The sequence below is a fragment of the Pantoea sp. X-Soil-ISGK-275 genome (genome assembly GCF_059730795.1).
This window is the reverse complement of sequence record NZ_AP035977.1, coordinates 505,103-524,213: the sequence shown is the minus strand read 5'-3', so window position 1 is coordinate 524,213 and position 19,111 is coordinate 505,103. Positions and strand designations below refer to the sequence as shown.

Here is a 19,111-nt window from a genome sequence, read left to right as displayed (position 1 = left end):
TTCATTTGTTGCGATTACTGTTTCTGCTGATGGGTGGGCCTGCACTCAGATCCGGCTGGCCTTACCTCGCCGCGTTAGGTGTGATTTGTCTGGGAGCCAGTGCCGGGATCGTCATGGATCTGCTGCAACATGGAACGGTCTCCTTTCCCTTGCAGCTTTTAGGCATGTTTTTGGCGTTAGAGGGCGGAGCGGAAGCGCTAAATGCGTTTTATGCCCCCGCCGGTATCGCCTGGCCGTCTTTGATGAAATCGACGATATTGCTGATCTTTGGCGCGCTGGTGTTTCTCGCTCCCCACGACAGCGGCGTTTGCCTTTCACTGGCATTCGCTACGGTGTTTTTACTCGATGGCGGTTTCCGCGTCATCTCATGTTGTCTGATGCGCTGCCGGCGCTGGACGCGCAAGTTAACGCTCGGCTGTAGCGAACTGGCGTTCAGCGTGCTGATTGCCACCAACTGGCCGCTATCACCGCATGTGATTGTGCCGCTCTGTTTTGCGCTGTTGCTGTTGGGTTGGGGCAGCAATCTGTTGGTGATGACGGCACAAATCCACGCCTTGCCCGCCAACACCAGCGTCACCGCATTGCCAATGTTTACGCGTGCCGGTCTGCGTGCGCCGCACGGATTAGGCTATGTGCATCCGCCGATGAGTCAGCATGCGGTGAGCACGCCACTTAACGTCTACATCTGGACGCCGGTGGGTTCCGGGGATGTCGCAGGTCGTCGTCCGTGGTTTGATCGTTGGGTGGCAGCGATTGACCATCGCGGCGAAGTCTCTACCGGCCATACCTCGCTGGAGATGGGCGAAGAGATTTACATCAGCCTCTATCCTGCGGATGACGTTTCTCGCGATTTTCGTGGCTTCCTGAAAACGTTGCGGGCGAAAGAGGAGTTTGATGTAGAAGGTTGTTTCCTGCCTTCACTGGAGAAAGAGATCAAAGCGTGGTGTCGGCCCGACAAACGCCTGACGCTACCTCACTACAATCAGCAGGCGCTGCGAAATTTCTGGCTCAGCAACGCCAGCGACACGCGCTATAATCTGACCTCGCGTAACTGCTCCACCAGCGTGATTCAGGCGCTGGATGTCGCCACCGAAGGTTTGCTGGGCGAGCGCGGTTTACAGGGTCTATGGGTGCTGTTCAATCCTGACTTCTGGCTGTTAAGCCTGGTGCGCAGCCGCGCCGAAGGCATGACCTGGACGCCGGGATTGGTGATGGATTATTGCCTGCTGTTGCGCCAGGTTTTGCCACCGGCACAGCGCTTGAGTCGCTATAAAAGGGCGGCGAGTTGGCTACAGCAGCAGCTTGGTTATAAGCGTTCGGCTACCGATCCGTAAACGGTATAAAACCGTGCTGCTGCAGAAGCGTTTGCGCCGCAGCGGATGAGAGAAATGCCGCGAAAGGCTGCGCGGCATTGAGGTCGCTAAGCGCAAATCATTCCGGCACAGCAACGATAGCCAATCATCCGCTTGCGTGACAATGTCACGCTTTATGGTCAGGCAAAGCGTATTAGCGGCAAACAATCCTGCTTCTGCTGCGCGTCCCGACTGCAATAGCGCTTCAGGATGCTGTCGATTGGCGGAAGCAAACAAGTCGCACGGTTCACCGGCCTCAATGCGCTGGCGCAGCAGGCCCGCCGGAGCGAAATCGGTGTTGACTTTGAGGCCGGAAAGCACGCTAAATGCCGCCACCAAATCCGGCCACACCGCGCGTAAACTACCGGCGGCCAGAATCTTCAGCATGGTCATGATAGTGCGTCCGGTAGAAGCGCTGATACCAGCGGTCGGCTTGTTGTTGCATATCGATGTCGCGGAATTTTTCCGGGTAGAGCTTTTTCGCCATCCACAGTTCGCCGAGGCCAATCGCTTCTGGCATCGGATAGCCCCAGGCTTTGGCGTATTCCGGCATCAGCCACACCCGATGATTTTTCACCGCGTCAATGGTTTGCCAGCGCGCATCCTGCTGGATCGCCTGCACCACGTTGGGATAGCGATCCTGCACGAAAATCACCTGCGGATTCCACGCCACTACCTGTTCCATGCTGACCTGTTTGAAACCTTGCACCGTCGCGGCCGCGACATTGAATGCGCCCGCATGCGCCATCATCAAGCCAGTATATTTGCCCGAGCCGTAAGTGGTGAGGTCGGGATTCGCCATATAGGCACGCACGCGCTGCTGTTCAGACATATTTTTTAAACGATCGCTGATGATTTTGCGTCCGGCAAAGGCGGCATCAATCAGTTCCTGCGCCTGTTTTGGCTTGTTAACCACATTGCCAATTAGCGTGATGCCTTCCTTAATGCCGAGATCGTAAGCCTGATCTTCATTCTGCATACTGGGATTCATTTTGCCTTGCTGACCGGCGTCATCGTGACGCAGTGAGATCGCCAGCACCGGAATGCCCAGGGCAGAAATCTGGTCGATCATCTCTTTCGGCGCATAGTTGGTAACAAACACCACCTGCGGATGCAGTGCCACCAGCTTTTCGAGATCGACATGCGTCAAATCACCGAGCATTGCTTTGTGCGTCAGTTCCGGCACTAATTGCGCATAACCCTCACCTAACTGCTGCTTCCAGTTCGCCAAAATCCCGACGATTTTATCGGTGGCGTTGAGCTGCACCAGCAGGTTCAGGGTCTGATGCTGCAGCACCACAACGCGATCAATCTTGTCCGGAATCTCCACCTGACGGCCAATTTGATCGGTGACGACGCGGCTGGCATAGCTGTGCAGGGAGGTAAAAGTGAGAAACCCCGCGAGAATAATCCGCTTAAAAGAGATGGGCATAAAAGCTCCTGAATTCGATATGCACCGAAGTATATAGCGATTGTGTGGGACGGGATATGATTGTTTAATGTGGCACCCACATCAGACAAAGGATGCTGAAATGAATAATGTTTACCTGATTCTCGCTATTTCAATCGTGGCGGAAACACTTGCAACAACCATGATGAAAGCCTCGCAAGGATTTACGCGGTGGGTTCCGAGCGTCGTGGTGGTGGTGGGCTATGCAATCTCATTTTATGGCCTTTCGCAGGTGGTTAAGCAGATGAATGTCGGCATCGCTTATTCTATCTGGGCCGGAATGGGCATCTTCCTTGTCTCCGTAATGTCGTACTTCTTCTATGGCCAGAAGCTGGATTGGCCAGCGATTATCGGGCTGATGTTAATCGGTCTTGGCATTGTGGTGATTCAGTTTTTCTCCAAAACCATTCTGCATTAATCGAGTAACAACAGGGAAGCGCAGGCTTCCCTGCTGGCGTTAAGGGATAATGCGAGCTGCGCGTAATTGCGTAAACAGCGTAAAGAACATCTCATCCGTTGCCTGATAACCGCTAAAACCCGCGCGCCGTAATTTGCTGCCGTCTCCAAACATGTCGTAATCCCAGCCAAAGACAAAATCGGCAAATTGCCCATCATTCAGCTGCAAGATATCCGGCTCGATCAGCTGATTTTGTTCAGCGATGTTTTGCCATCGGTCGCGGTAATCCTGGAAAAGCTGATGAAACGACAGATTTACCGCTGGCGCGCATTCCAGTTCAAACCAGCGGGCAATCGCCGGCCACAGTTCGCTCCAGCGCCACAAGTCGCCATTGTTAACGTTGAATGCCTGATTGTGGGCGCCAGGCGCATTGGCCGCCCACAGCGTGGCCTGTGCGAGCAATCCGCTATCGGTGTGATCGACCATGCTGTGCCAGGCGAGTGAAGAGCCGGGAAAACGCAGCGGCAAACCCTGAGATTTACACAGCGAGGCATAGATCGCGATGCTCAGCGCCAGGTTCATGGCATTGCCGGGCACCGCGCTGCCGACCACGCCGGGACGCAAGGCATGCCAGTGCCAGCTTTTACCGCGCTGAAAGTCACTGAGCCAGCGCAGCTGTTCCGCATTGAATTCGGCTCCTGCCACGCCAGCATCGCTCTCACGCGCGGGCGTTTTGAACGGCCCCAAATGTGCCCCATACACTTTGTATCCCTGCATTAAACTGACGCTGCGCAGCGGCGCGACCTTATCGATGTTAACCACCAGATTGCGCAGCATCGTCACGTTAGGCTCGACCATCTCGCGCCAGCTTTCGGCATTCTGCCACGCGCTGTAGAAGATATGCGTCACTTGATTGAGCGGGGCCAGTGCCTGTGCGCTCTGTTGCGCATCCAGCAGATCAACGTGGATGAAAGGGATATCGTGCGTTGAGGTTGCAGGCTGGCGCGTCAGGCCGATCACCTGCCAATCCTGCTCACGCAGTGCGGTGACCAGCTGACTGCCAACAATCCCGGTTGCGCCTGCCACCAATGCAACGTTATGTGTTTGCGACATGATGATTCTCCTGTGAACAATACAGCGGTAGTGTTATCTATTATTTTTATTGCTGATATCCCATAATTCAGATGTCACTTATCAGAAAAATCATTAAATGAATAACAAACTCAACGCCATCAACACCTTCATGCGCGTGGCGGAAGCCGGATCCTTTTCGGCGGCGGCACGCCTGTGCGGCATGAAACAATCCGCCGTGAGCCAGCAAATCGCCGCGCTGGAGGAGGAACTCGGCATCGTGTTGCTGCACCGCACCACGCGCGCCATGAAATTAACCGAGCAGGGCGAGCGTTATTTACAGCAGATGCAGCCGCTGGTTGCCGCGATGCAGGAAGTAGAGAGCCAGTTGCGTCCGGCGCAGCAAGCGCTGCAAGGTAGGGTGCATATCCAGTTACCCAGCGGATTAGGCCAGCGGTTTCTGCCGCATTTGCTGGCGCTGCAACGCGCGAACCCTGAACTGCATCTGACCATCGCGCTCGACGATCGTGTGGCTGAACTGGTGAGTGAAGGCGTGGATATCGCGTTGCGCCTGAGTGAAACGCCGCCTGAGATGTTTCCGGCGCGCTTACTGGCGCGTATTGAAACACCGCTGTTTGCTGCGCCTGAGCGGGTACGCGCAACACCGATCACCACGCTGGCAGAGTTGGCGGAGCATCCGCATGTCCGCTTCAGCGGCATCGATAAAGAGGCGCCGCTGCGCCTGATATCCCATCAGGACAGCGTGGCGCTGGCGGTGAATACCGTGTTTCGTGCCAACAGCAGCGAAGGGTTATTGCAGGCGCTGCAGGCGAATATCGGCGTCGGCGGCATGCAATTACCGCTGGTGCACGAAGCGTTGCAATCAGGATCGCTGGTGCGCATCTTGCCGCAATATCGCCTGCCAGACCGTTTTCTCTACGCGGTGTTTCCCGATGCGCGCTTCATCCCGCTGCGCGTAAGACGCGTGGTTGAGGTGCTCGAACAGGTTCTGGTGGATTTAATCCCTGCGGCTGATTAAGCCGCTCTCCATCGTGGCGCATGGCTGCGCCATTTTCGTGCTTCTTGTATCCACATCTGTATTGTAAAGAAACATAAGTATTCGATCTTGTATCCAAGAGCGTATCCCATCTGGCCTGGCGGCCTGCACCCTCATTTCTGGCGTTTTTTGGCACGCAAACTGCAACGTTCCCGATAAGTCATAAATCGGGAGTATTCGCATGTTTGATGCACTGTTGGATGAGGATGCCACCACGCTGGCGGAGTTAATCCGGAGCGGCGACGTCTCGGCCCAGGAAGTGACGCAAGCCGCAATCGATCGTATGGAGCAGCGTGAGCCGCAGATTCAGGCGTTTTGTACCGCCACACCGCAGTTGGCAATGCAACATGCTGCCGCCGTTGATGCGAAACGTGCGCGCGGCGAATCGCTGGGTGCGCTGGCGGGCGTGCCGCTGGCGGTGAAAGACCTGATATGCACCGCCGGCGTGAAAACCACCTCGGGATCGTATGCCTACGCCGATTTCGTCCCGGATGAGGATGACATCACCGTTGAACGCCTGCTGGCCGCTGATGCGGTGCTGCTGGGGAAAACCACCGCGCCGGAATTTGGTTACAGCGGTGTCGGGCATAATCCGCTGTTTCCATCACCGCGCAATCCGTGGGATCTCAGCAAAACGCCGGGCGGATCCAGCGCCGGTTCCGGTGCGGCATTGGCAGCGCGCCTGTGTCCGATTGCCTTAGGCAGCGACGGCGGCGGTTCGGTGCGCATACCTGCTGCGCACTGCGGCGTGTTTGGCCTGAAAGCGTCAATGGGGCGCGTACCTTTGTGGCCAGGCTGTCGCGACGAGCGGTATCCCGGCGTTTCCAGCTGGGAATCGCTGGAACATATCGGCCCAATGACGCGTTCGGTGCGCGACAGCGCATTGATGATGTCGGTGATGGCGGGGCCCGATATGCGCGATCGCCACTCGATTCCCTGCAATGACGTCGATTGGCTAGCCGCGCTGAATAAGCCACTCGGTGGTATGCGCATCGCCTTCAGCGCGGATTTCGGCTACATCGCCGTCGACCCTGAAGTGCGTGACATCGTCACTCATGCTGCGCGTCGTTTTGCCCGTGAACTTGGCGCCGAATTGGATGAAGTCAATCCCGGCATCGCCGATGAAGGGGCCACTTTTGCCGCGCTGGTGGCCTTTGAGAGCGATCTTACTGGCATGCGTAACATGCAAGCTGAACTCGGTTCACGTATGTCACCGCATCTCAGCGCCATGCTGCAACACGACTGGCGGGCTGAAACCTTTACCGACGCCAACACCACGCGTAAAAAGCTGTGCAATCAGATGTGGCGCTTTATGCAGCATTACGATCTGCTGCTGTCGCCGACGCTGGCGGTGCCGCCATTCCCGCTCAACATGCAGGGACCGGAGATTATCGATGGCCGCATGGTGCGCAGCGATCACTGGCTCTCATTCTGCTTCCCGTTCAATTTTACCGGCCAACCGGCGGCATCTGTTCCCGCGGGCTTTACCGCCAGCGGATTGCCGATTGGCATGCAAATCGTGGGTCGTCATCTGGACGATGGCCTGGTGCTGGCGGCAAGTGCCGCATTCGAGCGCATTCAACCCTGGAATCACATCACACCTGTTTCATTCGGAGTTGCCCATGACTAACAAAAATTCACCGGCGTTAGAGCAGGAGTTCGAGCACGAACCGGTTCCGCTCAGCCATCGCCACTCGACCGGTTCGGTGTCGGCGGTGTGGTTTGGTTTCCCGATGATCCTCACCAATGCGCTGTTTGGCGGCATCATTACCTGGCATCTTGGCTTCTGGCCGGCGCTGATTGCCATTCTGCTGGGTAATCTTGTGCTGTTTGCCTATGTTGGCGCGCTCAGTTGGTTCGCGGGTAACACCGGCATGAACTTTGCGCTGCAGGCGAAACGCACCTTTGGTACCAAAGGCTACATTTTGGTTTCAGGCTTCCTTTCTACCGTGGTGATTGGCTGGTACGCCTTCCAGACCGGCTTAACCGGCACGGTGATCAATCAAACCTTTGGCTGGAACGCGCTGGCGGTGACGGCATTTGCCATGGTGCTGTATACCGCCATCACCTTCCTCGGTGTGCGCGCCTTGTCAGTGCTGGGCATGATCGCGGCACCGCTGTTCGTGGTGTTGGGATTGGTGGCGCTGTGGCTGATCGCTCAGGATCACGATTTCAGCACCATCACGCAGTTTACCGGCAGCAGCAGCGCGGTGGGCGCAATGAGCATGGGCACCGCCGTCACCATGGTGGTAGCCGGTTTCGCCGATTCCGGCACCATGACGGCAGATTTCACTCGCTGGTCGAAAGACGGTAAATCGGCGGTGATTGCCGCGTTCTCGGCGTTCCCGGTGGCGAACGTCATCTCTTATCTGTTTGGTGTGGTGATTGTGGCGGTGGGCGCGGCTGTCGATCCGGCGAGCAACGGCGGCAACTTCCTGCCGATGCTGATGGGCCACGGCATGCTGCTCTCGGTGATTGCCTTCCTGTTTGTGTTTATCAACCTCGGTTCAGTGTGTACGCACTGCTTGTATAACGGCGCGGTTGGTTTTAGCCATCTTTTTAGCAGCAAAATGCGCTTATGGACGGTGATCCTCGGCGTGATCGGCGGCGCGCTGGCGCTGGCTGGCGTGTGGTCCTATTTCCTTGAATGGCTGAGTTTGCTCGGTATCGTGGTGCCGCCGTTTGGCGCGGTTATGATTGTCGATTTGATCTTCATGGCCAAAATCAGCGAACAGCGCAAATTGCGCCGTCTGCGCGGCAGCGCCTTTGCCGCCTGGGCGATCGGCAGCTTGTGTGCGGTGATTGCGCATATCGCTTTCCCACAGTTTGGTGAAGCAGTGATTGGTCTGGTCACTGCCGCCGCTAGCTACACGCTGATTGTGAAACTGAAACGTGAAAGTACGGTAAATGTGATGGAGGAAAAAAATGCCTGATTACGCCATTGATTCAACCCCTTACTCGTGGCCGTATGACGGCCGCTGCAGCCAACAGGATACCGCGCTGATCGTCATCGATATGCAAACCGATTTCTGCGGCAAGGGCGGTTACGTTGATAGCATGGGCTACGACATTGCTTTAACGCGCGCGCCGATTAAGCCGCTGCAGCAGGTGCTGGCAACGATGCGCAAGTTGGGCTTCCCGATCATCCATACACGCGAAGGGCATCGGCCCGACTTAAGTGATTTGCCTGCGAACAAGCGCTGGCGTTCGAAGCGCATGCAGGCAGAAATCGGCGCGCCCGGTCCGTGCGGGCGCATTCTGGTGCGCGGTGAACCGGGTTGGGAGATTATCCCTGAACTGGCGCCGCTGCCGGGTGAAGTCATCATCGATAAACCGGGCAAAGGTTCGTTTTATGCCACCGATCTCGAACTGATCCTGCGCAGCCGGGGCATTCGCAATCTGATCATCAGCGGCATCACCACCGATGTCTGCGTGCATACCACGCTGCGCGAAGCCAACGATCGCGGCTTCGAGTGTTTAGTGTTATCTGATTGCTGTGCGGCGACCGAGCTGAAACACCACGAAGCGGCGCTCAGCATGATCCATATGCAGGGCGGGATTTTTGGTGCGGTGGCCAGTTCGCAGACTTTGCTGGCGGGATTGGCTAGCAAACAAATGTCTGAAGTCGGTTAACGCTCTAGCCAACTTTGATAGTGCTCAGGCCACGCCATTGTCGGCGTGCCGGGCCTGCCCATACCAAATCCATGTCCGCCGTTGCTGTAGCGATGCATCTCCACGGGCACATGCTGGCACTTGCAGGCGTCAGCCATAATCAGCGTGTTATTTGGATCGGAAATCGGATCATCTACCGCTTGTACCAGAAAGAAGGGCGGCGATTGCGGATTAACAAACTCTTGTACTGACCATGCGGCGTCTTCATTGGCAGGCGCGTTTTTACCCACCAGAATTTTGTGGGTTGAGGTGTGCGTGTAAGGTTGTTCCAGCGTGATGATGGGATAGATCAGCGCAGCGCTATCGGCGGTGGCGGGCAGGTTATCCAGTGCATCGGTGGCCCTATACGAGCGGAAATCCGCGCGCGTAACCGCCATACCGAGCAGATGCCCACCGGCGGAAAATCCCAGCACGCTGACATGCTTTTCACGCTGCCGCACCACGCGCAGCGCGCGCTGTGCATCCTGCAGTGGAACCATCGCACCATCTTTCCAGCCTTCATGTGGCAAACGATAGCTCAGCACATAAGCGGTATATCCGCGTGCCGTCAACCAGGCTGCGGCAGGCCAGGCTTCTTTGCCCATTTCAATGCGCGTATAGCCGCCACCTGCGGCGATCAACACCGCGCGACCATTGGGTGAGGGCGGCGTTAATACGGTGAGTGTGGGCTGCACGATATTACGCTGCGCACCTTTGGCTGAGATAACCAAATCGCCAGCAGGACCGCCGCCGCCCGGCGGTAAATCAGGCCACAGCGGTAAAACTTGGGTTGTTACGTTCGCTGAAGCAGCCCATATCAGCCCGCTGCGCATGGCCAGCGCGGAAAGGGTGAGGCACGATAAAAAATGGCGGCGGTTCATGGCGGATCCTCATGAAATCGGAGGCTTATTGAAGCAGATAAATCAGCAGAAAAGATGAAGAGGGAGTTGTTTTGTATGAACAAATGCGACGGGACAAGTATTAAGGTTTGTAGTTACAACATACTTTTAATTATTTTTAATCGTGACCCTGGCAGCAGTGCGGTTGTCGTTTTGACAGTGAAGCGCGGCTATAGATGCTACGACGAAAGTGAAATTGGCCTTGGCTGCGTCTGGTACTCCGATGGGTGCTAATGATGCGGCGATCGCCGGACATGCCATTGCGGCAGGCACAATTTTATTCATTAACAATATTCGGGAATTCGCTCGGGTAGTGGATTTGGATCTTCAGGATTGGGCTAGTTAGCCACTAAAGAAAAGGGCGACCAACGTCGCCCCCAAATCAACCTCAACCACGCATCGGTTCAGCGCGGACCGGTTTATCACCGGCAATAAAGTAATCCGCTTCGCTGCGCGGCAGCGGCTGGCGGCCACGAATGTTATCCGCGATTTTCTCGCCGATCATGATGGTAGTGGCATTCAGGTTACCGGTGATGATTAACGGCATGATTGACGCATCCACCACGCGCAGCGCTTCGACGCCATGCACGCGGCCTTCGCCATCAACGACCGACATCTCGTCAGTACCCATTTTACAGGTGCCGCACGGGTGATAAGCCGTTTCGCCGTGATTACGCACAAACTCATCCAGCTGCTCATCGGTCTGGCAATCCAGGCCTGGGCTGATCTCTTTACCGCGATATTTATCCAGCGCCGGCTGGTTGATGATCTGGCGCGTGATACGAATCGCATCGCGGAACTCCTGCCAATCCTGTTCATGTGACATGTAGTTAAACAGAATCGCCGGATGGCGACGCGGATCGCGTGATTTCAGGCGCACATGGCCGCGGCTCGGTGAGCGCATCGAACCAACGTGACACTGGAAACCGTGCGCTTCCACCGCGTTCGAGCCGTTGTAGTTAATCGCTACCGGCAAGAAATGATACTGAATATTCGGCCAGCTGAACTCTTCGCGGCTGCGGATAAAGCCGCCGCCTTCAAAGTGGTTGCTGGCGCCGACGCCGGTGCCGTTAAACAGCCACTCCGCACCGATTTTCGGTTGGTTCCACCACTTCAGTGCCGGATAGAGTGATACCGGCTCTTTGCACTCATATTGCAGGTACATTTCGAGGTGATCCTGCAAGTTCTCGCCCACGCCCGGCAAATCATGTACCAGCGGGATATCAAACTGTTTCAGCAGTTCAGCGGAACCAACACCGGAACGCTGCAGAATCTGCGGCGAGGCGATGGCACCGGCGCACAGCAATACTTCACGACGCGCGTGCGCCTGATGCGACGTATTGCTGGAACCTAGCAGATACTGCACGCCAACCGCGCGTTTACCTTCAAACAGAATGCGGTCAGTGGTCGCATGGGTGAGGATTTTCAGGTTCGGACGCGTCTTAGCGGTATCGAGATAACCGCGCGCGGTGCTGGAGCGGCGACCTTTCGGCGTCACAAAGCGATCCATTGGCCCAAAACCTTCCTGCTGATAGCCGTTCAGATCGTCCGTGCGCGGATAACCCGCCTGCACGCCGGCTTCAATCATTGCCGCGAACAGCGGATTGTTACCTGGTTTACAGGTGGTGATACTCACCGGACCTTCGCCGCCGTGATAATCATTGGCACCGATATCGCGCGTTTCAGATTTGCGATAGTAGGGCAGGCAGTTCAGGTAGCTCCAGTTTTCCAGACCAGGCTCATTGGCCCAGTTATCGAGATCCATCGCGTTACCACGGATGTAGCACATGCCGTTGATCAGCGACGATCCGCCCAAACCTTTACCGCGTCCGCACTCCATGCGGCGGTTATTCATGTACGGTTCAGGTTCGGTTTCGTACGCCCAGTTATAGCGTTTTCCCTGCAGCGGGAAAGCCAGCGCCGCAGGCATCTGCGTGCGGAAGTCGAAGCGGTAATCTGGGCCGCCCGCTTCTAAAAGCAGCACATTGACGCTGCTATCTTCGGTCAGTCTTGTTGCCAAAACGTTCCCTGCGGATCCGGCTCCGATAATGATGTAATCAAATTCCATTAGTCGTTCCTCAGGTTAAAAGCCAAAATTAAAATACGGACTGAAAACGGGTCATTTCGAGTTGCACCGATTTCACCTGCGTGTAGTTTTGCAGCGTCATCAGGCCATTTTCGCGGCCGACACCCGAATGCTTGTAACCGCCGACAGGCATCGCGGCGTCAGATTCGCCCCAGGTATTGATCCAGCAGATACCCGCTTCAATCTGGTGAATCACGCGGTGAGCGCGGTTAAGATCCTGAGTTACCACACCCGCCGCCAGGCCAAATTCGGTGGCGTTGGCGCGGCGAACCACTTCTTCTTCGCTTTCGTAAGTCAGAATCGACATCACCGGCCCGAAGATCTCTTCGCGCACAATGGTCATCTCATCGCGGCAGTCGGTGAACACGGTAGGTTCAACCCACGCGCCGTTATCGAAGTCCGCGCCGCTCAGGCGTTTACCGCCGCACAGCAGACGCGCACCTTCGCTGATACCGGATTCGATAAAGCGCATCACGTTGTCGCGATGCGCGAAGCTCACCAGCGGACCGAAGTTGGTATCGGGATGGTTAAGATCGCCCGCCTTGATGCGCGCCACGCGCTCGGCGATTTTCGCTTCAAACGCCGCTTGCAACGTAGCCGGGATAAACACGCGCGTGCCGTTGGTGCAAACCTGGCCCGAGCTGTAGAAGTTCGCCATCATGGCGATATCAGCGGCGAGGTCGAGATCGGCGTCATCGAAGATGATCAGCGGGGATTTACCGCCCAACTCCATGGTGACGTCTTTCAGCGTTGAGCCTGCCGCATTCGCCATCACTTTCTTGCCGCTGGCGACGCCGCCGGTGAAGGAGACTTTATCGATGCCCGGATGATCGGTGAGCAGCTGGCCGGTGACCGCACCGCGACCGTTCAACACGTTGAACACGCCGTTTGGTACGCCCGCTTCGGTGTAAATTTCTGCCAGCTTCAGCGCGGTGAGCGGCGTAACTTCGCTCGGTTTGAAGATCATCGCGTTACCGGCGGCCAGCGCAGGCGCGGATTTCCACAAAGCGATCTGAATCGGATAGTTCCACGCGCCGATACCGGCCACCACGCCCAGCGGTTCGCGGCGGGTATACACGAAAGAGGTGTCGCGCAGCGGGATTTGCTGGCCTTCCAGAGAAGGAATCAAGCCCGCGTAGTACTCCAGCACGTCGGCACCGGTCACAATATCCACGTATTGGGTTTCGCTCAGCGGTTTGCCGGTATCGAGGGTTTCCAGCGCGGCCAGCTCGTCGTTACGTTCACGCAGGATATCGACCGCACGACGCAGAATGCGCGAACGTTCCATAGCGGTCATCGCCGCCCAAACTTTCTGGCCTTTTTTCGCTGCGGCAACGGCGCGATCAACGTCTGCGCGATCGGCTTCATGCACGTCGGCCAGCACTTCGCCGTTTGCCGGGTTGATGGTCTGGAATGTGTTGCCTGCCGCAGCGGGAACCCCTGCGCCATCAATATAAAGGTGTTGCTCGGTGAATCGGGACATGATTTCTCCTTCCTCAGTGATTCTGGTCAGCCAATTGCTGACGAATGAATTGGGTGGTGAGCTGTCTGGCGATAGCCAAATCGAACGGTTTGCCACTGAGCGCCGCGCGCAGCCACAGGCCATCAATCAGCGAGGCAAGGCCATGCGCCGCCAGGCGCGCCTTCTCGCGCGGAATAACGCGACGAAATTCGGCTGCCAGCGTGGAAAACAGACGACGGCTGCTTACGCGTTCTAAGCGCCCCAACTGTGGCTGATGCATGCTGCTGGCCCAGAAATCCAGCCAGGCTTTCATCGCGGCGCTGTGCACCTGCGAATCATCAAAGTTGCCTTCCACAATCGCCAGCAGGCGCGCTTCGGTGCTGGCGCCGGCCAGCGGTTTTAACCTTGCAGCTACCGCATCACGCAGTTGACGGGTTACGTCACGCATCGTGGCTTCCAGTAGACCGTTCTTGTCTTTGAAGTAGTGGCTGATGATGCCTGTCGATACGCCAGCACGTCGCGCAATCTGCGCAATGGTGGCGTCGTTGATCCCGACTTCATTAATGGTGCTCAGGGTCGCATCAATCAGTTGCCGACGACGTATCGGCTGCATTCCCACCTTTGGCATAACACTCCAGCTCCACTTCAATCTTAGAACACTATTAAAACTTTTTTTGATTGCACGTTCAATATAAAAAAGAAATTTGTTAGGATGCTGTGCTTGGATTGTTACAAAAACGAAGCGGTGGGTTGAAGGGATCTCATCAGGTGTGTACTCACGCGCACCCCACGAAAACCGCACTTCCCTCGTCGGCTCGTCATTTATGGCGGCCGAATCAGGGTTCATTGGCACGTACTACAGGAAATTAACCAGAGGTAATCGATGATTAATCCACCTGCCAGTGAAAAAGACAGAATCAATCCTGTGGTGTTTTACACCTCAGCCGGACTGATTCTGACATTTTCACTTGTCACGATTTTTTACAGCGAACTTGCTGCCAGCTGGCTTCTGACCGCCGTCAATTGGGTCACGTCCACGTTTGGCTGGTACTACATGCTCGCTGCCACGCTGTACATCGTGTTCGTCATCTATATGGCGTGTTCGCGCTATGGCGCTATCAAGCTTGGGCCGGAGCAATCTAAACCCGAGTTCAGTTTACTGAGCTGGTCGGCGATGCTGTTTGCCGCCGGTATCGGTATTGACCTGATGTTCTTCTCGGTTGCCGAACCGGTAACGCAATATATGCAGCCGCCAGAAGGTGCAGGGCAGACCATGGAAGCCGCGCGTCAGGCGATGGTGTGGACGCTGTTCCACTATGGCGTCACCGGCTGGTCGATGTACGCCTTGATGGGCATCGCGCTCGGCTATTTCAGCTATCGCTACAACCTGCCGCTCACTATCCGTTCAGCGCTTTATCCAATTTTTGGCAAACGCATTAATGGCCCGATTGGTCACACGGTGGATATCGCTGCGGTGATCGGCACCATTTTTGGTATCGCCACTACCCTGGGAATTGGGGTGGTGCAGCTGAACTACGGCCTCAACGTGCTGTTTGATGTGCCGGAAGGTTTCACGGCACAGGCCGCGCTGATCGTGCTGTCGGTGATCATCGCCACCATCTCAGTGACATCCGGCGTAGATAAAGGCATCCGTATTCTCTCTGAATTGAATGTCGCGCTGGCGCTGGGCTTGATTCTGTTCGTGCTGTTTATGGGCAAAACCGATTTCCTGCTCAACGCGCTGGTGTTGAACGTCGGTGACTACGTCAATCGCTTTATGGGTATGACGCTGAATACCTTTGCCTTTGATCAGCCACGCGAGTGGATGAATAGCTGGACGCTGTTCTTCTGGGCGTGGTGGGTTGCCTGGTCGCCATTCGTTGGCTTGTTCCTTGCCCGTATCTCGCGCGGTCGTACTATTCGTGAGTTCGTGCTGGGTACGCTGATTATCCCGTTCACCTTTACGCTGCTGTGGTTGTCGGTGTTTGGTAACGCGGCGCTGTATGAAATTATTCATGGCGACGCCGGCTTTGCCCAGGAAGTGATGGCGCATGCTGAACGCGGCTTCTACAGCTTGCTGGCGCAGTATCCGGCGTTCAAGTTCAGTGCTTCGGTGGCCACCATCACCGGTATGCTGTTCTACGTGACGTCGGCGGATTCCGGTTCGCTGGTGTTGGGTAACTTCACCTCGAAGCTGAAAGACATCAACAGCGATGCACCGAACTGGCTGCGTATCTTCTGGTCGATTGCGATTGGTGTGCTGACGATGGGTATGCTGATGACCAACGGGATTTCTGCCCTGCAGAACGCCACGGTGATCATGGGCTTACCCTTTAGCTTTGTGATCTTCTTTGTGATGGCCGGGCTGTATAAATCGCTGAAGGTCGAGGATCATCGCCGCGCCAGCGCCAGCCGCGACACCGCGCCGTACATTCCGGCCAGTAACGATCGCCTGAGCTGGAAGAAACGCCTGTCGCGCCTGATGAACTATCCGGGCACGCGCTATACGCAGAAGATGATGGAAGAGGTGCTGTTCCCGGCGATGCAGGATGTGGCGAAAGAGCTGGAGCTGCGCGGTGGACGTATCTCGCTGGAGCGTGCCGAGCCAGAAGAGGGGCAGCCGCTGGGCCACCTCGATCTGCGCGTGTTGCTGGGTGATGAGCAGGATTTCGTTTATCAAATCTGGCCGCAGCAGTATTCGGTTCCGGGCTTTACCTATCGGGCACGCAGCGGTAAGTCGACCTATTACCGTCTGGAAACCTTCCTGCTGGAAGGCAGCCAGGGCAACGATTTGATGGACTACAACAAAGAGCAGGTGATTATCGATATTCTCGATCAGTACGAACGTCACCTGAACTTTATCCATCTGCATCGTGAAGCGCCGGGCAGCAATATGACGTTCCCGGACGTGTGATTTATCCAGGTCGCCATAAATGGCGACCCTAAAAAACCCAGCACGGTTGATCGCCCTTTATGACGACCAACCGTGCACATTCCCAAATAACAGCTAAGCTTTCAGGCTGATTAAACGGGGGATGAAATGAAATTAGGCTTTGCTTGTAAGTATCTGGATCAACAGGCTAAACAGCCGTATCCCTTCAAAAGCACCACGCGCACGCGTTTTCTCAGCCTTGACGATGATTCACGCATCACGCTGCTGAATCAGTTGGCGCAAAACAATCTGCACAATCTCCTTCTCACGCTCGAACAGCTTGCTACTCAGCCGGATGCGCTGCGCATGATGCGCATCGGCAGCGATCTGTTGCCGCTGTATACCGTGCCGGAAGCCACGCAGTTATATGGCGAATTATTGCCCGATCTCACAACGTTATTACGCCGCTGCGGCGAGCTGGCGCGTGCCAATAATATCCGGCTCTCGTTCCATCCCGGTCAATATACGGTGCTGGCTTCCGATAACGATGGCGTGGTAGATCGTGCAATTGAAGACGTGGAGTATCACACCACCTGCGCAGTATTAATGGGTTATGGCCGCCAGTTTCAGGATTTCAAAATCAACATCCATATGAACGGCAAAAAGGGCTATGAGGGATTTCGCGCCGCGTTTCTGCGGCTGAGTCCTGAAGCGCGCAATATGCTAACGGTGGAAAATGATGAAATATCCTGTTCGCTGGACGATGTGTTGCAGGCGCGTGAGTTGTGTCCGGTAGTGCTGGATATTCACCATCATTGGGTGAAAGAGAACCACTATATTCAGGCTGACGATGCGCGAATCGCGCTGATTAATGAATCGTGGCGCGGTGTGCGGCCCGTTTTGCACTATTCAATTGCGCAGGAAGGTCTGATTCCCGATCACGGTTTCCCGGATCAGCAGGATTTGGCGGTGTCGAAAAGCAAACTTCGCGCCCATGCCGATTATTACTTCAATCAAAGCTTAAATGATTGGGCGCTGTCGTTTAACGCCTTCGATATTATGTGCGAAGTAAAAAAGAAGAATTTAGCGCGCGACCGCCTTTATGATTATGCGGTTGCGCGCCAGATTATCACGGCGCCGTAATTACAATCGCCACGCGGCGATTTTGCGCGCGGTCCTGCGCATTGTTGTTGCTGGCAATCGGTGCGCTCATGCCTAATCCGCGCGTAATAATATTTTCGCGCGGAATCGCGGCGCCTGTTGCCCATTGTGTTGCGACGGCGTTGGCTCTTTTCAATGACAGCTGCTGGTTGTAATCCGCTTTGCCGTAATTATCGGTATGTCCGTCGATACGCACATGGTGAATACCGGTCGCCGCCAGATTTTTCGCCATTGACTGTATATTCTCTTTACTGGCGGGAGTGAGTTGCGCTTCATTGACGCCAAACAGGATTTTGTCCGACAAGCCTAATCCCCAGCCTTCGCTATTTTGGCTGAATCCGGCATTACGCATCGCCGCAATCTGCTCGTCACTGAAACGTCCCTTTGTCTGGCAACCGACCAGCGCTAACACACACACCATCAGGAAAATTTTCATCTTCATATCCGCACCTTACTCATTCCCTTGTTTTTGTACATGTTCATATCTGCGCGTTCCAGAATCGACTCAACGGTATCACCGTGCTGCGACCAGGCGTAACCAATGGTCACCGAGGTAGAAATCGATGTGCCCTCCGCAATAATGATTTTCTGGCTGATCGACTCGCTAATATCCTGCATCAGCAACTGCAGTTGCGCGTCGCTGGCGCGGCTGCTTACCAACATGGCAAACTCATCGCCACCTAGACGGGCGACCAAATCCTGCTTATAAGCCAATGTTGAAAGGCGTGAACCAATGGCTTTCAGCACCTCATCACCGGCCGCATGGCCCCAATTATCGTTGATGCTTTTAAAGCGATCGCCATCAAGAAACAGTAAAACGAAGCGCTCTTTCGCCAATTGCTGATCGAGCAACTGTGTTAAGCGCGCCACAAAGGCGGCGCGGTTGGCGAGGCCGGTCAACGGATCTTCCAGCGCTTTAGCCGCCAGCGTGCGGTTATCTCGCATCAGAGAAGCCTGCAGCGTCTGCATCTCTGTCAGCAACGAGTTGAGGTCATTCGAAAACAGCTGAAACTCGCGCGTCGGACTTTCTGGAATACGTAAGGAAAAATCACCGGAATGGATGACATAATGAATCGAGCTGGTGATGTTGCGCAGCGAGGCGAGAATGCCGCGATGGAGGAATTCACTCAGCATGAAGGAGATGATTAATACGCACAGCATGCCGCTGGTCAGAATCATCAGCGAATAACGAATAAAATCCGCCGCGCCGGTCACCGTACCTTCCAACGTCAGCGTACCGACATTGGTTTCAGAGTGGATAATATTGACGCTAAACGGTTTGAGATAAATCCACTCACGTAATAAACGCGGATACCAGCCGGTTTGTTCCTGTTGATCATGCCAGTCCACTAAAACGGTTTGATCGTCAGTCACTAATTTCGCCGAATCGAACATGCCTTCATTGCCGAGTCGCGCGATTTTATTATGCGCGTCGTAACTGTCTTCAAAAACCGTGGCGGCGGTCAGCGTGGTGCTGAGCGTGGCGGCAATTAATTCGAGGTTTCTTTTCTCGTAGCTTTTAATAAACAGCAGGGAAGTCGAGGAGAGCAACAGCCAGCACAGCAGTAAAATTACCGCCGAGTTAATGGTGCTGATCTTACGCAACTTGTTGCGAATCGATGATTTATCATTAATTGAATTTTCTAATTTCAT

Annotated in this window: 16 protein-coding genes and 2 pseudogenes; 9 read left to right on the top strand and 9 right to left on the bottom strand. The window is 55.4% G+C overall.

Annotated features, from left to right (window positions below; genetic code table 11):
* The first annotated feature begins 8 nt into the window (after positions 1-8).
* Positions 9-1,334, top strand: coding sequence for a hypothetical protein (locus AC6I8A_RS21805; RefSeq protein ID WP_497819161.1), 1,326 nt, complete (start codon positions 9-11; stop codon positions 1,332-1,334).
* Between the two features lie 72 nt (positions 1,335-1,406).
* Here the strand turns inward: AC6I8A_RS21805 and AC6I8A_RS21800 are convergent.
* Positions 1,407-1,745 (bottom strand): annotated as a pseudogene (locus tag AC6I8A_RS21800) (substrate-binding domain-containing protein); the annotation flags it as partial.
* Positions 1,714-2,784, bottom strand: coding sequence for an ABC transporter substrate-binding protein (locus AC6I8A_RS21795; protein ID WP_497819160.1), 1,071 nt, complete (start codon positions 2,782-2,784; stop codon positions 1,714-1,716). The pseudogene AC6I8A_RS21800 and the gene AC6I8A_RS21795, both read right to left, overlap by 32 nt.
* Before the next feature lie 100 nt (positions 2,785-2,884).
* Between AC6I8A_RS21795 and AC6I8A_RS21790 the strand changes: the two genes are divergently transcribed.
* Positions 2,885-3,220: a DMT family transporter gene (locus AC6I8A_RS21790; RefSeq protein ID WP_256698639.1), complete on the top strand. Its 336-nt coding sequence runs from the start codon at positions 2,885-2,887 to the stop codon at positions 3,218-3,220.
* 39 nt (positions 3,221-3,259) lie between these two features.
* On the opposite strand, the gene AC6I8A_RS21785 is transcribed toward AC6I8A_RS21790, so the two are convergent.
* Entirely contained in the window at positions 3,260-4,312 is a 1,053-nt protein-coding gene (locus tag AC6I8A_RS21785) for an SDR family oxidoreductase (protein WP_497819159.1), read from the bottom strand.
* A 97-nt stretch (positions 4,313-4,409) separates the two neighbouring features.
* Here AC6I8A_RS21785 and AC6I8A_RS21780 point away from each other — a divergent pair, with 97 nt between their 5' ends.
* From AC6I8A_RS21780 to biuH, 4 genes are all read left to right on the top strand, one after another.
* On the top strand, positions 4,410-5,309 hold the full coding sequence (locus AC6I8A_RS21780; protein WP_256698640.1) for a LysR family transcriptional regulator: 900 nt from the start codon (positions 4,410-4,412) through the stop codon (positions 5,307-5,309).
* Positions 5,310-5,508: 199 nt separating this feature from the next.
* Complete coding sequence (locus tag AC6I8A_RS21775) at positions 5,509-6,957, top strand: amidase (RefSeq protein ID WP_497819158.1); 1,449 nt, start codon at positions 5,509-5,511, stop codon at positions 6,955-6,957.
* A complete protein-coding gene (locus AC6I8A_RS21770; RefSeq protein WP_497819157.1) occupies positions 6,950-8,260 on the top strand; it encodes a purine-cytosine permease family protein in 1,311 nt (436 codons plus the stop codon). Before AC6I8A_RS21775 ends, AC6I8A_RS21770 begins: the two co-directional genes overlap by 8 nt.
* Positions 8,253-8,960, top strand: coding sequence for a biuret amidohydrolase (gene biuH, locus AC6I8A_RS21765; RefSeq protein WP_497819156.1), 708 nt, complete (start codon positions 8,253-8,255; stop codon positions 8,958-8,960). Before AC6I8A_RS21770 ends, biuH begins: the two co-directional genes overlap by 8 nt.
* Here biuH and AC6I8A_RS21760 read toward each other — a convergent pair.
* A complete protein-coding gene (locus tag AC6I8A_RS21760; RefSeq protein ID WP_497819155.1) occupies positions 8,957-9,859 on the bottom strand; it encodes an alpha/beta hydrolase in 903 nt (300 codons plus the stop codon). The two genes, biuH and AC6I8A_RS21760, sit on opposite strands and share 4 nt — an antisense overlap.
* A gap of 184 nt (positions 9,860-10,043) precedes the next feature.
* Here AC6I8A_RS21760 and AC6I8A_RS21755 point away from each other — a divergent pair.
* Positions 10,044-10,223 (top strand): annotated as a pseudogene (locus AC6I8A_RS21755) (PIN domain-containing protein); the annotation flags it as partial.
* Between the two features lie 42 nt (positions 10,224-10,265).
* Here AC6I8A_RS21755 and betA read toward each other — a convergent pair.
* Genes betA through betI form a run of 3 tightly spaced genes read right to left on the bottom strand, consistent with a single transcriptional unit; the run spans position 10,266 to position 14,053 of the window.
* Positions 10,266-11,945, bottom strand: coding sequence for a choline dehydrogenase (betA, locus tag AC6I8A_RS21750; protein WP_497819154.1), 1,680 nt, complete (start codon positions 11,943-11,945; stop codon positions 10,266-10,268).
* Positions 11,946-11,973: 28 nt separating this feature from the next.
* Positions 11,974-13,446 carry a betaine-aldehyde dehydrogenase gene (gene betB / locus AC6I8A_RS21745; RefSeq protein WP_256698646.1) on the bottom strand — a complete coding sequence of 491 codons (1,473 nt, stop codon included), beginning with the start codon at positions 13,444-13,446 and terminating at the stop codon, positions 11,974-11,976.
* Positions 13,447-13,459: 13 nt separating this feature from the next.
* Positions 13,460-14,053: a transcriptional regulator BetI gene (betI, locus tag AC6I8A_RS21740; RefSeq protein WP_256698647.1), complete on the bottom strand. Its 594-nt coding sequence runs from the start codon at positions 14,051-14,053 to the stop codon at positions 13,460-13,462.
* Positions 14,054-14,308: 255 nt separating this feature from the next.
* Here betI and AC6I8A_RS21735 point away from each other — a divergent pair, with 255 nt between their 5' ends.
* Together AC6I8A_RS21735 and uvsE are read left to right on the top strand one after the other, a co-directional pair.
* Positions 14,309-16,339, top strand: coding sequence for a choline transporter (locus AC6I8A_RS21735; RefSeq protein WP_256698648.1), 2,031 nt, complete (start codon positions 14,309-14,311; stop codon positions 16,337-16,339).
* Positions 16,340-16,465: 126 nt separating this feature from the next.
* Positions 16,466-17,440, top strand: coding sequence for a UV DNA damage repair endonuclease UvsE (uvsE, locus tag AC6I8A_RS21730; RefSeq protein ID WP_497819153.1), 975 nt, complete (start codon positions 16,466-16,468; stop codon positions 17,438-17,440).
* Here uvsE and yfiB read toward each other — a convergent pair.
* Both yfiB and dgcN read right to left on the bottom strand, forming a co-directional pair.
* A complete protein-coding gene (yfiB, locus tag AC6I8A_RS21725; protein WP_256698650.1) occupies positions 17,427-17,900 on the bottom strand; it encodes an outer membrane lipoprotein YfiB in 474 nt (157 codons plus the stop codon). The two genes, uvsE and yfiB, sit on opposite strands and share 14 nt — an antisense overlap.
* Positions 17,897-19,111: a diguanylate cyclase DgcN/YfiN gene (gene dgcN / locus AC6I8A_RS21720; protein ID WP_256698651.1), complete on the bottom strand. Its 1,215-nt coding sequence runs from the start codon at positions 19,109-19,111 to the stop codon at positions 17,897-17,899. Before dgcN ends, yfiB begins: the two co-directional genes overlap by 4 nt.